This is a genomic window from Williamsia muralis (assembly GCF_051487485.1).
GTDB lineage: Bacteria > Actinomycetota > Actinomycetes > Mycobacteriales > Mycobacteriaceae > Williamsia > Williamsia muralis_B.
The window spans coordinates 292844-306805 of sequence record NZ_JAHVCV010000002.1 but is presented as its reverse complement, the minus strand read 5'-3'; the positions used below and the strand labels follow the sequence as shown (position 1 = coordinate 306805).

The following is a 13962-nucleotide window of genomic DNA, read 5'->3' as shown; positions in this document are numbered from 1 at the left end:
CGGACCCGCCGGGCATTTCGCATATCCCGGGTCGGCCTCTAGTCTGTCCGGGTGAATGATTTGACCCAGGACGAGCTGCTCTACGCCTTGGAAAAGGCGATTCCGGAGATCATGGAAGAGCACCACGCTGCTGCCGAGACATGGAACCCGCATGACTGGGTGCCGTGGGACGACGGCCGCAACTTCGCCTTCCTGGGCGGCGTCGACTTCGACCCCGATCAGCCGGCGTCGCTGCCTGCCGATGCCGCAGCCGCAGTACTCGCGCTGTTGCTGACGAAGGACAACATGCCGTCCTACCACCGGTTGATGGCACAGAAGGCGTCGATCTTCGGTGCCTGGCAGCAGGTGATCGGTTCGTGGACGGCCGAGGACAACCGGCACTCGATCGCGTTGCGCGACTACCTGGTGGTCTCGCGTCTGGTCGATCCCGAGGTCGCCGAGAATCTTCGGCTGCATCACATCACCAAGGGCAAACTCCAGAGTCCGGTCTCGCTGACCGACTATCAGATCCTCGACGTGATGGCGTTGCTCGCCGTGCACGAGCTGCAGTGCGTGGCCTTCGAAGAGAAACTGGTCGCCGACTCGGACAACGAGGTGCTCACCGCCATCGTCAGCCGCATCCTCCACGACGACCGCGTTCAGGCCAAGACGTTCACCAACTTCTTGAACGCCGGCGTGGACGCCAACATCTCTGAGTTGGTCACCGCCGTCGACAAGGCGATCTCCGAGCTCGAACTGATCGGTGCCGACGTGGACAACTTTGGCGATCTCGACCTCATTGCCAAGTACAACGCGGATGCGTCGACGTATGTCGCGTCGACGCTGGTCGCCGACCTCAGGCTGCAGAGCCTCGACGGGCTGAGCGAGAAGGACGAGGCCGCACGGCAACGGATTCTGGCCGCCGCCGGCCAATAGCCGATCGACCCGCGGCGACGCTGGTGGCGGGCTACTAGCCGGCTCCGTCTGACGACACAGCAGCAGCCGCGATGGTGGCCGTGGTGATCGCTGTTGTGGCAGCGTTGACTGCATCTCGCACCGCGTCGGCGGCCCACGCCCCTTTGGCAACCTGTTTCGCGCGCTTCTTGATCTCGCGCCCGGGAACGTCTGAGCTACCCACAGTCTTGTGCGCGCGGTCGACCGCCGACAGCAGGGCGATGAGCGCGCCGGTGCGCTCATCGGGTGCGTCTTGATGGACGAGAACTGCAGTGATCGACATCTTCAGCTCGTTCTTGTGGACGGCGTCGAGTGCAGGAAACCGGGTGCGGCGGATTCCCAGCACGTCGGTGTCCTCGCGGCCGAGGAGTCCTCGTTTCACCATGCGTTCGGCGAGCTCGGTCTTGAGCTCCTTCCCGACCTTGTTCACCAAACTCTGCGCAGTCCGGTCTTTCTCCGCGATTGTGCGAACCGCCCGCGCGAGAATCGGGTCGGTGACGCGCGCAGTATCGACCACGTGCACCTTGGGTTGCTTCCAACGACTTCGTTTGTCGACGTCCACCGCACCGGCGACGGCCAGCTCGAGCAGTACGGCTCCGCCGAGCACCGTGCTCACCGCGGTGCCGGACGGTGTGGTGCCTTTGACGTTATCGAGTAGCAGGAGGAGAAGATCCTCGGCGATCAGGGTGCTCATGGTCATCGACGCTAGCAACACCGGGCCCGGACAGGGGCAGGGAAAAGCCTGCTGTCACCCACTGGACAGTTAACCGATTATTCACGGACACGCGTGGTTTCCGACGAGCCGACACGCCGCACTCGGCGTACTTTGACGAGTGACGGGCCGCGGGGAAGTGGTTCGTCCGGGAGGTTCGATCGTTGACTTGCTTGCGTGAGTGCGAGGGGACCGGCCCCGGTCCTTGTGGACGTGGCAACCCTGCCGCTTCTGCCAGAACCGACCGGTCCAGCAACACCAGTCGAAGTGGTGCCACTTCGTCTTAGGAGCCCTTCGTGACCACACGCGATGCTCGTACCTATGTCCTCGACACCTCGGTGTTGCTGTCCGACCCTTGGGCGGTAACACGATTCGCCGAACACCACGTGATCTTGCCGCTCGTGGTCATCGGTGAACTCGAGGGCAAACGCCATCATCATGAACTGGGCTGGTTCGCCCGCGAGGCGTTGCGGATGCTCGACGACCTCCGCCTCGAGCACGGCCGGCTCGATCAGCAGATCCCGATCGGGGATCTCGGTGGCACCGTCCAGGTAGAGCTCAACCACACCGATCCGGCAGTCCTGCCGGCGGGCTTCCGCACCGACACCAATGATTCGCGAATCCTGGCTTGCGCGTTGAATCTTCGCGCCGAGGGCAAGGATGTGACGCTAGTGTCCAAGGACACCCCGTTGCGGATCAAGGCCGGAGCGGTGGGTCTGGCTGCCGACGAGTATCACGCTCAGGACGTGGTGACGTCCGGTTGGTCGGGTATGACGGAACTGGATGTCGATTCCTCGGTGATCGACACGTTGTTCGCAGACGGCGTCGTGGATATCGATTCGGCCCGAGATCTGCCCTGCCATACCGGAATCCGTTTGCTGGGAACGAATTCGAGCGCTCTTGGACGCGTCAACCCGCAGAAGCAGGTGCAGTTGGTGCGGGGGGATCGTGAGGTGTTCGGGCTGCGCGGTCGTAGTGCGGAGCAGCGTGTTGCTCTCGATCTGTTGCTCGACGACAGCGTGGGCATCGTGTCGATGGGCGGCAAGGCCGGCACCGGCAAGTCTGCTTTGGCCCTGTGCGCAGGTCTCGAAGCGGTGCTCGAGCGGCGAACCCAACGCAAGGTGGTCGTCTTTCGTCCCCTGTATGCCGTTGGTGGACAAAACCTCGGCTACCTTCCCGGCAGTGAGTCCGAGAAGATGGGGCCCTGGGCGCAGGCCGTGTTCGACACCCTGGAGGGGCTCGCGTCCACGGAGGTGATCGAGGAGGTCCTCAGTCGCGGCATGCTGGAAGTTCTTCCCCTGACCCACATTCGGGGTCGTTCACTGCACGACTCGTTTGTGATCGTCGACGAGGCGCAGTCACTGGAGCGCAATGTCTTGCTGACGGTGTTGTCGCGCTTGGGATCTGGTTCGCGTGTGGTGCTCACCCACGACGTGGCACAGCGCGACAATCTCCGTGTCGGCCGGCACGACGGAGTCGCTGCGGTGATCGAAAAGCTCAAGGGGCACCCGCTTTTCGCGCATGTGACGTTGACGCGTAGCGAGCGGTCGCCGATTGCGGCCCTCGTGACGGAAATGCTGGAGGAGTTCGCGCCGGGAGCGTAGCGAGCGGGCGAAATCTGACTCGGCGCGCCGGGAGCGTAGCGAGCGGGCGAAGTTTGGGCGCAGCGCGCCGGGAGCGTAGCGAGCTAGCGAGCGGGTGAGGTGCGGCAGGTCGCAGTGATGCGGTCTGCCGCACCTTTGTTTTGTGGCTGTGGCTGCCGGCAGTGGGTGTCAGCAGTTGTCGGGCGAGATGGGGATGTCGGGGTCGCTGGTGGTGTCGAGCACTTTGCCGTAGCGCTCGGGGTAGGCGGGGAGCGCGGCGCAGACTGCCGATCGTCCTTGTCCGACAACCACATAGGCGGCATAGATCAGGTTTCCGCTGTCGTCGCGTGGTCGCAGTGAGGGACACGACTGGTCGGTACGTAGGTATCGCGCGCCGGGGTAGGTGTCCAGGGCGGCGGCCATGTCGTTGCGGTATCCGGCTGGATCGGTGGAGTTGGCGACCACGATGATGCCGGTCCCGTCGCATGCCGGAGTGCTGATCGGTGTCGACAGTCCGAGGTCGGCAGCGTTGGGTGCCTGCCGGACCAAGGGCGTCGACGTGGTGGCCTGCACCCGCTGCGACTGTTCGGCCTGCTGAGGGGGAAGTGGTGCCGGTCCCTCGGCGGACTGCGCGATGGTGGTGACACTCGTTTGCGGTCGGAGGTTCTGCTCGCCGGCGGCCGCAGGTTCGTCGTCCGATTTCGGCCAGAGGCCTGTTGCCGCCACCACCGAGACCGCGATGACGAGGACAGCGAGCAACCCGATGATCCATGGTGTGGAAGACCGGCCGGTCGAGGGTGAAGGCGGGGGTGGTCCCGCAGGTCCCGAGTACCCGGGGCGCTGCATCATGGTCGGCGCCGTCGCGGCGGACGAGGGGTGATCCGGCGGTGGGGTGGTGCCCTGAGGGTTCGTCGGCGGTACGGAGGGCAGTCCGAGCAAGGTAGGGGCGTGCTGAGCGTCGTGTTGGGTTTGTGCGGCGGGGGGCTGGAATCCGGGCGTCGGTGGAAGATCCATGGCGGCGCTCAGTTCGCGAGCGAACTCGCCACAGGAGTTGTAGCGGTCGCCGGGTTCGGTGGCCAGTGCCCGATCGAGAACGGGACGGATGGCAGGAGGGATCTCGCGACCGGCGCCAGGAGGCGCACCGGTCAGCAGCGCGAACACAGTGCACGCGAGTGCGAACACATCGGCTCGGGCATCGACGGGCAGGCCGCGGAGCTGTTCGGGTGCGGCGTAGGCCATCGTGCCCACCACAGCGCCTGTCGAGGTGAGCCCGGCGACGTCCGAGGCCGGGCGCGCGATGCCGAAGTCCATGAGCATCACGCGGTGCGGGATGGATTCGGTGAGCATGATGTTGCCGGGTTTGACGTCCCGGTGCAGGAGTCCCCGTCCGTGTGCGTAGTCGAGTGCGGCTGCCACCTCGGTGGCTATCTGGACAACCAACGCAGGCTTCACGCCGCGCGGATAGATGGCCAGCAATTCGGCGGCATCGGTCCCTGGCACGAAGTCCATGCTGATCCAGAGATTGCCTTGGAACTCTCCGCGGTCGTGCACGGTCACGATGCCGGGATGCCAGAGTTGGGCCGACAGATCGGCTTCGCGGATGAAGCGACGCCTGAACTCGTCGTCGGAGGCGGTACTCGAACCGGGGAGGGACGCGGGGAGAACCTTGAGGGCGTCCGATCGCGGGAGGCGCGGGTGCTTGGCGAGGTAGACCTCGCCCATTCCGCCGGCACCGAGCTGACGTTCGATGGTGTAGCCGGCAAAGACGCTGCCCGATGCGAGCGGCATGAAGACCCCCGATTTCTCCTGTGGCGACCGGCATCGAAGCACTTTCCCCTCGTGCACACGGTCAGCAGTGATCAGATTAGTGCAACCTTGTGATCGGTCTGAGACGCACTACAGAGAACCGCACTGGCATACTCACGTGGTGCTGATGTTGTCTGTGAGGCGTATGTGGTCAGTGTTGTCACTGCTCGCCGCCGTATGTGTCGCAACCGCGATGGTTGCTCCCACCCCTGCCGGTGCTGTCGAGGTGGTGACCCCGCCGGCGTTCCCGACGTCGACCCAGATGATCACGGTGAGTTCGGCGACAGTGACCGACACGACCGCGACCCTCACGGCCTGGGAGCGCGACGAGGCGGGTACCTGGACCGCAGTCATCGGACCAACCGAGGCCTATCTCGGTGCGGAGGGAATCGGCATCCCCCGCGACAACGTCTGGCGGACGCCGATGGGCGTGTTCGCGCTTGACCAAGCCTTCGGCAACCAGCCGAACCCCGGAACCGAGATGCCCTACTTCCAGGCGGACGACCAGGATTGGTGGGACGCCCTGCCGGGGTCGCCGACGTACAACACCCATGTGCGTGCACCGCAGAGCCCGGGCGGCGACAGTGAGCACATCCTGTCCACCGGTGAGATCTACGACTACGTCGTGAACATCGCGCACAACCCGCAGCGGGTGCAGGGCTACGCGTCCGGCATCTTCCTGCACGTCACCAATTACGAGCCGACCTGGGGCTGTGTCGCCATCGATCGCGACACCATGCGTCAGATCGTGCAATGGCTCGACCCGGCCCGTCAGCCCGTCATCAACATCGGGCTCGCCTGACCCTGATACCGAAAATGTGCCCTTTTGGCGAATGAAAGCCCAGGTCGGGCTCGCCAAAAGGGCACATTTTCGGGATCCGGTGTCTACCGCTCGCGGTCGAGGTTGGCCATCTTGAGCACGTCGAGGCGCTTGTCGAGTTCTTCTTCGCTGAGCTTGTCGCCGATCAAACCGCGGTCGATCACGGTCTGGCGAATGGTCTTCTTCTCCTTCAGTGCCTGCTTGGCCACTGCGGCGGCCTCTTCGTAGCCGATCGCGCTGTTGAGCGGGGTGACGATCGAGGGCGACGATTCTGCGAGGGTCTTGAGTCGCTCTTCGTTGGCTACGAGACCGATGATGCAGCGATCGGCGAACAGCCGGGACACGTTGGCGAGGAGTTTGACCGACTCGAGTACGTTGCGCGCCATCATCGGGATGTAGACGTTGAGCTCGAACGCCCCATTGCCACCGCCCCACGTGACCGCCGCGTCGTTGCCGATGACCTGCGCGGCGACCTGCGTAACAGCTTCGGGCAGAACCGGATTGACCTTGCCGGGCATGATGGAGCTGCCGGGCTGCAGATCGGGCAGCTGGATCTCACCGAGACCGGTCAGCGGGCCTGAACCCATCCAGCGGATGTCGTTGGCGATCTTCGTGAGCGAGACGGCCACGGTCTTGAGTGCACCCGACAACTCGACCAGCCCATCCCGGGCTGCCTGGGCCTCGAAGTTGTCCTTTGCCAGCGAGAGTTCGTTGACACCGGTCAGATTGATCAGTTCGGCGACGACCTTGGTCCCGAACCCGTCGGGAGCGTTCAGACCGGTACCCACCGCGGTTCCACCGATGGGCAGTTCGCCGACCCGGACCAGCGTGGCCGAGACCCGCTCCGCCGAAGCCTCGAGCTGGCGGGCATATCCACCGAACTCCTGGCCGAGGGTGACCGGCACCGCGTCCATGAGGTGTGTGCGACCGGACTTGACGACCTCGCGCCAGGCGGAAGCCTTGTCGGCCAGCGCTTCCTGCAGATGCTGCAGGGCCGGGATCAGATCGGTGACCGCGGCTTCGGTCGCAGCCACGTGGGTCGCGGTGGGGAAGGTGTCGTTGGACGACTGCGACATGTTGACGTGATCGTTGGGGTGGATCGTGACGCCGTTGTTCTTCGCGATCGAGGCGATGACCTCGTTGGCGTTCATGTTGGAGCTGGTACCCGACCCCGTCTGGAACACGTCGATCGGGAACTGATCGTCGTGCTTGCCGTCGGCGATCTCTTTTGCTGCCGAGATGATCGCGTCGGCCTTGTCACCGTCGAGCAGACCGAGATCCTTGTTGACCTGAGCGCATGCGGCCTTCAGCAGACCCATCGCGCGGATCTGGGTGCGCTCCAGGGGCCGGTGGCTGATGGGGAAGTTCTCGACCGCGCGCTGGGTTTGTGCTCGCCACAACGCGTCGATCGGCACCCGGACCTCGCCCATGGTGTCGTGCTCTATCCGGAACTGTTCGGCAGGTGAGTCGCTCATGCCTCGATACTTTGCCACCTGCGGTGAGGGTGCCCGAAGGGCACCCTCACTGTGCTGCGGCTCCGCGGAGCCGAGCGACGCTCGGCGGATCAGTCCTGGAAAGTGTTCGCGGCGATCTCGGCGACCTTCTGGCGGGTGTGGCGGCCCTCGACGGTGCGAATGGTGCCCGAGCGCGAGCGCATCACCAGCGAGCGGGTGGTCGCCCCGTTCGCCCGGTAGCTGACACCACGGAGCATGTCGCCGTTGGTGACGCCGGTGGCGCAGAAGAACATGTTCTCGCCGCTGACGAGGTCTTCGGTCTTGAGTACCCGATCGAGGTCGTGGCCGGCGTCGATCGCCTTCTGCTTCTCGGCCGCGTTGCGTGGCCACAGTTTGCCCTGGATCTCGCCGCCCATACATTTCATCGCCACGGCGGTGATGATGCCCTCCGGGGTGCCGCCGATGCCCATGAGCATGTCGACGGAGCTCTCCTCCTGCGCAGCGGCGATCGCACCTGCGACGTCGCCGTCCGAGATCAGTCGGACCTTGGCACCCGCGGCGCGGATCTCGCCGATCAGACCCTCGTGGCGCTCGCGGTCGAGGACCACGACGGTGAGGTCGGCAACCTCGATGCCCTTCGCCTTGGCAACGGCCTGGACGTTGAACTCGACGGATTCGTTGATGTCGACGACACCCGCCGCATCGGGACCCACGGCGATCTTCTCCATGTAGAAGACGGCAGACGGGTCGTACATGGTGCCGCGCTCGGACACTGCGAGCACGGCGATCGAGTTGGGGCGGCCCTCGGCCATCAGGGTGGTTCCGTCGATCGGATCGACGGCCACGTCGACCTCGGGACCTTCGCCGTTGCCGACCTCTTCGCCGTTGTAGAGCATCGGCGCTTCGTCTTTTTCGCCTTCGCCGATCACGACGACGCCGCGCATCGACACGGTGGACAGCAGTTGCCTCATCGCGTCGACCGCGGCGCCGTCGCCGCCGTTCTTGTCGCCTTTACCGACCCAGCGGCCCGCGGCGAGAGCGGCCGCTTCGGTCACGCGCACCAACTCCATCGCCAGGTTGCGGTCCGGGGCCTCGAACTGGTGGGAATCGGCTGACATGGAGGGCCTCCTGGAATCGCGGCGAATACTGTTGGAGGCCATCCTTTCATGCCCGTTACTGCAGGTGGTGCACCGGTGCCTGGCCGTAGACGTGCACGTTCATCCCTGCCTCGCGGGCTTTGAGCTGCAACGCGAGGTAGCGCGAGTAGTGCCGGGACTGGTGCAGATTGCCGCCGTGGAACCACAGGTTCGCCTGTGCGGTGGGCTTCCACATGTTCCGGAGCTCGCCTTCCCAGGGCCCCGGATCCTTGGTTGTTCCGGATCCCAGTCCCCAGCACTTGCCGACCTTGTCGGCCACCTCTTGCGAGATCAGCTGTGCGGCCCAGCCGTTCATCGAGCCGAACCCGGTCGCCATGACGATCAGATCGGCGTCGAGCTCGGTGCCGTCGGACAAGATCACCGAGTGCGACCGGATCTCGGTGATGTGGGCGGGTGCCTTCAACTCGACCTTGCCGTCGGCGATGAGTTCGGAGGCGCCGACGTCGATGTAGTAGCCCGAGCCGCGACGCAGATACTTCAGGAACAACCCCGATCCGTCGTCGCCGAAGTCGAGCATGAACCCGGCAGCCTCGAGACGGTCGTAGAAGTCCTTGTCCTGCTCCCGGATCGTGTTCCATGCGGGGATCTGGAAGTCGGCCAGCAAGCCATACGGGATGGACCCGAAGATCAGATCGGCCTTCTCGTGGTCGATGCCGTTTGCGAGTGCCTCCTCCGAATAGAGGGGGCCGAGCACCTCGCGCATCAGCGACTCGGACCGCACGATGTGTGTGGTCGACCGCTGGATCATTGTGACGTCGGCGCCGTTCTCGTACAGGTCCGCGCAGATGTCGTGAGCGGAGTTGTTGGCTCCCAACACAACTGCCTTCTTGCCCGCGTACTTCGCGCCACCGGTGTGCTGCGAGGAATGCACCAGATCACCCTGGAAGGTCTCGGCGCCGGGAATGTCGGGCATGTTGGGGATGCCCGACATGCCGGTGGCCATCACCAGCTGAGTCGGCTTGAGCGTCAAGGGTTGTCCATCACGTTCGAGCTCGACCGTCCATTCCTGGGCCACGTCGTCGAACGAGGCGCGGCGGCACACGGTGTTGCTCCAGTAGTCGAGCTCCATGATCTTGACGTAGCTCTCCAGCCAGTCGCCCATCTTGTCCTTCGGGGTGAACACCGGCCAGTCGTCCGGGAATGGCAGATAGGGCATGTGGTCGTACCACACCGGATCATGAAGGGACAGTGAGTAATACCGGCTTCGCCACTGGTCACCGGGCCGGGGGTGCTTGTCGATGACCAGTGCCGAGACCCCGAGGCGCCGGAGCCTTGCGGCCAGCCCGATCCCGCCCTGCCCACCGCCGACGATGAGCACGTACGGCTGGGTGGTGGTGCCGAGCGATTGCTGCTGTTCGGTTCGTCGGTCGAGCCAGTTCTTACGCCCGGGGACCACGCCGTGTTCAGCCCCTTTGATGCGCCGGGTTCCCTTGCTCTCGGGGAACTCGAGGAGTTCCTGCGCCGAGGTGAGGAAGGTCCAGCACTTGCCGTCGCGCAGGCGCATCAGACCCTTGCCCCGCAGGACCGGCGTCGTGAAGGTGTACCACGCCTCGATCACTCGACCCGCTTCATTTCCGTCGCCGTCGTCCCCGGAACCGGCTGCCTCCGCGGCTTCACCGTCCAACTGGAAGTTGCCAGGTGTCGAGTGCGGCAGCGTCGCGGCGAGCATCTTCGCCAGATCGTCCTTGCCCTCGGCGGTGGTGAGGTTCCAGCTCAGCGCCACCAGATCGCGCCAGTAACAGTCGTCGACGAACAGTTCGGTGACGGCACTGACGTCGCCGGTGTCGCGGGCGTGTGCAAGGGCGCGTTCCAGATCGGTGAGGAAAGCCTGCGCCGTCTGAGTAGGCGAGACGGTGGTGGTCATGTACAACTCCTTCGCGTGAGGTGGATCACACCTGACGGTAGGGGTCGATGTGGGCGCCCGGGAGGGTTGCAGGGGGTTGCAGCGAGGTCAGATGACCGAGGCGGGGACCGTCAGTCGATAGGGCCGGGTGGCCAGGAGCGGGCCGAGCGTGCGGCGGATCCGCGAGATCTCGGCGCGAACGCTCACCGTGTGATCGCCTGGTCCGTACAGCCGGGCAGACATCTCCCTTGCGCTGAGCCCACTGGGATGCGCTGCGAGAACCCGCAACACGTCGAACTGACGTGGGGTCAGCGGGTGCGAGGTGTGGTCGTTGTCGTCCACCGAGATACGGGCACACGGTGGTTCGGCGGTCAGCTCGAGGGTGGTGAGGCGTTGGGTCGATCGCTCGAGCTGCCACAGATCTCCGACCGGGAGGCTGTCGAAGTGTCCGAGGCTGGGGATCCAGACGGTGCCGGGGCGCAATCCGCCAGGGACGAACAGCCGTTCACTGACCGCGAGGCCCCGGGTGGCGACGACCCAGCCGCCGCGGTCGAGAATCAGCGCATCGACGCCGCCGGGCTCGAGCAGACCGGCCGCGGCCTGGCTGTGGGTTCGGAGGCTCTCGCGGTGCAATGACCGTAGTTCGGCATTGATGGCATCAAGCGTGGAGCACACCAGCGACAGCGTGTGCGGGTGTGCTGTGCGCAGGCCGCCGGAGAGGGTCACCGCTCCGAGTACCGAATCGTCTCGTGGGTCGATCAACGGCCCACCCGTGCACACCCAGCTGTGGTGATCAGGATGCGCGTGCTCGGACCCGAAGATCTGCACAGGTGACCGGTCGGCGAGGGCGGTGCCCAAACCATTTGTGCCGACGGCATTCTCGGTCCACGACGCGCCCTCGACGAAGCCGAGTGTCTCGGAGCGCCGACGCACCTGTGGTGGGCCGGCCACCCACAGGACCACACCGTCCCTGTCGCAGAGCACGAGTTCGGTGGCGGTGTCGGTGCAGCTGGTCAGCAAGCGTTCGCGGAGGGCGTCAGATGCGTGGGTGAGCAGTGGGTCGGCCCGGCGCCGATGGGCCACCTCGTCTGCCGGTCGATGGTCGCGATCCTGGTATCTGGGCGGCTGCCGTTCCCACGATCTCGCCACCTCTTTCCGGACGCCGGTCGGGATGGCACCCGTCGCCGACCACTGCTCGAACATCGCGTCGAGCCGTCGCATGTGGACACGCGGGTCCTGGTCGATACGCAACGCGCTCGACGGGCGGGTCAACGGTGACGACACAGGGTTTCTCCGGCTCTGATGGACACCGTGATTCTACGTGAGCCCCGTCACACAGCACTCACCCCCGTCGACACGTGTCGACGGGGGTGAGGTGGCCGGTGAAGCGAGATCAGTCGGCGGAACCGACGGTCGCAGGCTGCGGCTTGTCGTCGCCCGCGTCCGAATCGATCGGGATCTTGCGGATCGCGGTGCCCTCCATGTCGACATTGGGCAGGACCTTGTCGAGCCACTTGGGCATCCACCAGGCCTTGTCGCCCATGATCGTGATCACCGCAGGAACGATCACCATGCGCACCACAAACGCGTCGAAGAACACGGCCGCCGCGAGAGCGAAGCCCATCATCTTCGAGCTGGTGTCGGGTGCCAGCATGAACGCCGCGAACACGGCGATCATGATGATGGCTGCCGACGCGACCACACGGGCACCGTGCTTGTAGCCGATGATCACCGACTCCTTGGCGGACAAACCGTGCACGTACTCCTCACGCATACGGGTGACCAGGAACACCTGGTAGTCCATCGCCAAGCCGAACACCACACCGATCATGAAGATCGGCAGGAACGAGATGATCGGCTGGGTGTGCGTGATCAACCCGAAGTGCCCGAGCTGGAAGATCGCCACCGTGGCACCGAATGTCGCACACACCGAGAACAGGAAGCCGATGGTCGCGGTCAGGGGGACCAGGACGGAACGGAACACGACCATCAGGATCAAGAAGGCGAGTCCGACCACCAAGACCAGGTAGGGGATCAGTGCTGAACTCAGCTTGGCCGAGATGTCCGACATGATCGCCGTCTGCCCACCCACGTTGAGGGTGACGCCCTCGGCATCCGTGGTGGAGGAGTAGTCGCGGATCTGTTCCATCAGGTCGTGGGTCTGCGGACCGCTCGGTGACTGTTGTGGCGTGACCGAGATGAGGGCTGACGTTGCGCCGGCCTTCGTGTCCTGTTTGTTCGGACCGTTGCCCGTCCAGGTCAGCTGACCGGGGTTGGCGACGTTCTGCAGGGTCTTGATGTGCTCGACCGTCTGATCGGCCGCAGCGGCGACGGACGCGCCGTCGGTGTTGTTGAGCACCACCAGGAGTGGTCCGTTGATACCTTCACCGAATCCTCGCTGCAGCAGTTCGGTCGCGGGGACCTCGGCGTCGGTTGTCGACGACAGCCCCAGCTCCAACTTCGACATCGGCAAGGCGACCACAACAAGCGCGAGCAGCGACACGACCGCGATCGGCCACGGGTATTTCGTCACGAACTTCGCGAAGCGATGGCCGTTGGACATCGAGTCCTCGGGCTCATCGCCGTGACGGACCTTGGGAATGCGCGGCGAGAAGGCGAACCGGCCGAACGCGCCCAGCAATCCCGGGATCAGCGTGATGGCGCCGAGTACCGCGATCAAGACCGCGAGTGCCGCCGCCAGACCCATCTGCGAGATGAACGGGATACCCACCACCGACAGCGCGGCGACGGCGATCATCACGGTGAGACCCGCGAACACAACTGCCGAACCCGCGGTTCCGACGGCACGGCCGACAGCGGCCTCTCGAGATCCACCAAGGTTCAGTTCGCTGCGATAGCGGGAGACGATGAACAGCGCGTAGTCGATGGACACTGCGATACCGAGCATCGTGATGATGCCGGTTGCGCTCTCGTTGATGTTGAACACGCCGGCGCCCAGGGTGACCAGCATGATGGTGATCATCACGCCCAGGATGCCGGTGATGATCGGGATGAAGGCCGCCACGATGGCACCGAAGGCAACGATCATCACCACGAACGCGATGACAAATCCGAGCATCTCGGCGGTGCCGCCCTGCTCGAAGACCTGCATCAGGGAACCGGTGCCCTGGACATCGAGACCGCCGACCCGGAACTCCTTGAGGATGTCCTCGAATTGCTCTTTGTCCTCGAGCGTGAGGTCTTCGACGTTGATGTCCTGATCGATCTGCATCAAACCGACCCGGCCGTTGTCGCCGAGGACGTTGGGGGCCAGCGCCGGGTCGGCCGCGGCCACCTCGACCGGGTTGACGATGGTCTCGGGCGCGACCAGGTCGGGCAAGGTCCTGAGTTTCTCGACGAGTGCGTCGATTTCCGCGGTGTGCGCTTCGAGCCCGTTGTCCGCGGCGATGAGAACACTCGTGGACGCCTTGAACTGCTCGTCGTTGATTGCCGGGAAGTTCTCCTTCATGAGGGACATCGCTTTGTCCGAGTCGGTACCCGGGAGCTCAAAGTCCTTGGAGAACTTGGGATTCAGACTGCTCACCAGTGTGATGACCAGGGCCGCAAGCAATAGCCAACTGACGATCACCCACCATTTGTGCCGAAACGAGAATCGTCCGAGTCGATACAGAAACATTGCCATAGCGCCAGAGC

Annotated in this window: 11 protein-coding genes; 3 read left to right on the top strand and 8 right to left on the bottom strand. The window is 64.7% G+C overall.

The window, feature by feature from the left end:
• Positions 1-51: 51 nt before the first annotated feature.
• Positions 52-915: an acyl-ACP desaturase gene (locus tag KXR83_RS04685; RefSeq protein WP_437423803.1), complete on the top strand. Its 864-nt coding sequence runs from the start codon at positions 52-54 to the stop codon at positions 913-915.
• A gap of 34 nt (positions 916-949) precedes the next feature.
• Here KXR83_RS04685 and KXR83_RS04680 read toward each other — a convergent pair whose 3' ends face one another.
• Positions 950-1627 (bottom strand): GOLPH3/VPS74 family protein, encoded by a 678-nt coding sequence (locus KXR83_RS04680; RefSeq protein WP_437423802.1) that lies wholly within the window; start codon positions 1625-1627, stop codon positions 950-952.
• 314 nt (positions 1628-1941) lie between these two features.
• Here KXR83_RS04680 and KXR83_RS04675 point away from each other — a divergent pair, with 314 nt between their 5' ends.
• Positions 1942-3249, top strand: a complete 1308-nt coding sequence (locus KXR83_RS04675) for a PhoH family protein (RefSeq protein WP_437423801.1) — start codon at positions 1942-1944, stop codon at positions 3247-3249.
• A 168-nt stretch (positions 3250-3417) separates the two neighbouring features.
• Here the strand turns inward: KXR83_RS04675 and KXR83_RS04670 are convergent, their stop codons facing one another.
• Both KXR83_RS04670 and KXR83_RS04665 read right to left on the bottom strand, forming a co-directional pair.
• Complete coding sequence (locus KXR83_RS04670) at positions 3418-5016, bottom strand: serine/threonine-protein kinase (RefSeq protein ID WP_437423800.1); 1599 nt, start codon at positions 5014-5016, stop codon at positions 3418-3420.
• A gap of 132 nt (positions 5017-5148) precedes the next feature.
• The gene (locus KXR83_RS04665; protein ID WP_247208253.1) at positions 5149-5331 is read right to left on the bottom strand and encodes a hypothetical protein; all 183 of its coding nucleotides are present in this window, start codon (positions 5329-5331) and stop codon (positions 5149-5151) included.
• On the opposite strand from KXR83_RS04665, the gene KXR83_RS04660 reads away from it, so the two are divergent.
• Positions 5321-5836, top strand: coding sequence for a L,D-transpeptidase family protein (locus tag KXR83_RS04660; RefSeq protein ID WP_437423799.1), 516 nt, complete (start codon positions 5321-5323; stop codon positions 5834-5836). The two genes, KXR83_RS04665 and KXR83_RS04660, sit on opposite strands and share 11 nt — an antisense overlap.
• 83 nt (positions 5837-5919) lie before the next feature.
• Here the strand turns inward: KXR83_RS04660 and KXR83_RS04655 are convergent, their stop codons facing one another.
• The 5 genes from KXR83_RS04655 to KXR83_RS04635 all read right to left on the bottom strand — a co-directional run bounded on the left by KXR83_RS04655 (position 5920) and on the right by KXR83_RS04635 (position 13951).
• Positions 5920-7329 (bottom strand): class II fumarate hydratase, encoded by a 1410-nt coding sequence (locus tag KXR83_RS04655; protein WP_437423798.1) that lies wholly within the window; start codon positions 7327-7329, stop codon positions 5920-5922.
• Between the two features lie 89 nt (positions 7330-7418).
• Positions 7419-8426: a class II fructose-bisphosphatase gene (glpX, locus tag KXR83_RS04650; RefSeq protein WP_023963074.1), complete on the bottom strand. Its 1008-nt coding sequence runs from the start codon at positions 8424-8426 to the stop codon at positions 7419-7421.
• A 55-nt stretch (positions 8427-8481) separates the two neighbouring features.
• On the bottom strand, positions 8482-10329 hold the full coding sequence (locus KXR83_RS04645) for an NAD(P)/FAD-dependent oxidoreductase (protein WP_437423797.1): 1848 nt from the start codon (positions 10327-10329) through the stop codon (positions 8482-8484).
• Between the two features lie 87 nt (positions 10330-10416).
• Positions 10417-11592 carry a hypothetical protein gene (locus KXR83_RS04640; RefSeq protein ID WP_437423796.1) on the bottom strand — a complete coding sequence of 392 codons (1176 nt, stop codon included), beginning with the start codon at positions 11590-11592 and terminating at the stop codon, positions 10417-10419.
• Between the two features lie 109 nt (positions 11593-11701).
• Positions 11702-13951, bottom strand: a complete 2250-nt coding sequence (locus tag KXR83_RS04635; protein WP_437423795.1) for an MMPL family transporter — start codon at positions 13949-13951, stop codon at positions 11702-11704.
• Between the last annotated feature and the right edge of the window lie 11 nt (positions 13952-13962).

What these genes read in the sequence shown, in the direction of transcription:
- KXR83_RS04680 (WP_437423802.1), bottom strand. Translation starts at nt 1,627, where the DNA reads ATGAGCACCCTGATCGCCGAGGATCTTCTCCTCCTGCTACTCGATAAC.
- KXR83_RS04670 (WP_437423800.1), bottom strand. Translation starts at nt 5,016, where the DNA reads ATGCCGCTCGCATCGGGCAGCGTCTTTGCCGGCTACACCATCGAACGT.
- KXR83_RS04655 (WP_437423798.1), bottom strand. Translation starts at nt 7,329, where the DNA reads ATGAGCGACTCACCTGCCGAACAGTTCCGGATAGAGCACGACACCATG.
- glpX (WP_023963074.1), bottom strand. Translation starts at nt 8,426, where the DNA reads ATGTCAGCCGATTCCCACCAGTTCGAGGCCCCGGACCGCAACCTGGCG.
- KXR83_RS04645 (WP_437423797.1), bottom strand. Translation starts at nt 10,329, where the DNA reads ATGACCACCACCGTCTCGCCTACTCAGACGGCGCAGGCTTTCCTCACC.
- KXR83_RS04635 (WP_437423795.1), bottom strand. Translation starts at nt 13,951, where the DNA reads ATGGCAATGTTTCTGTATCGACTCGGACGATTCTCGTTTCGGCACAAA.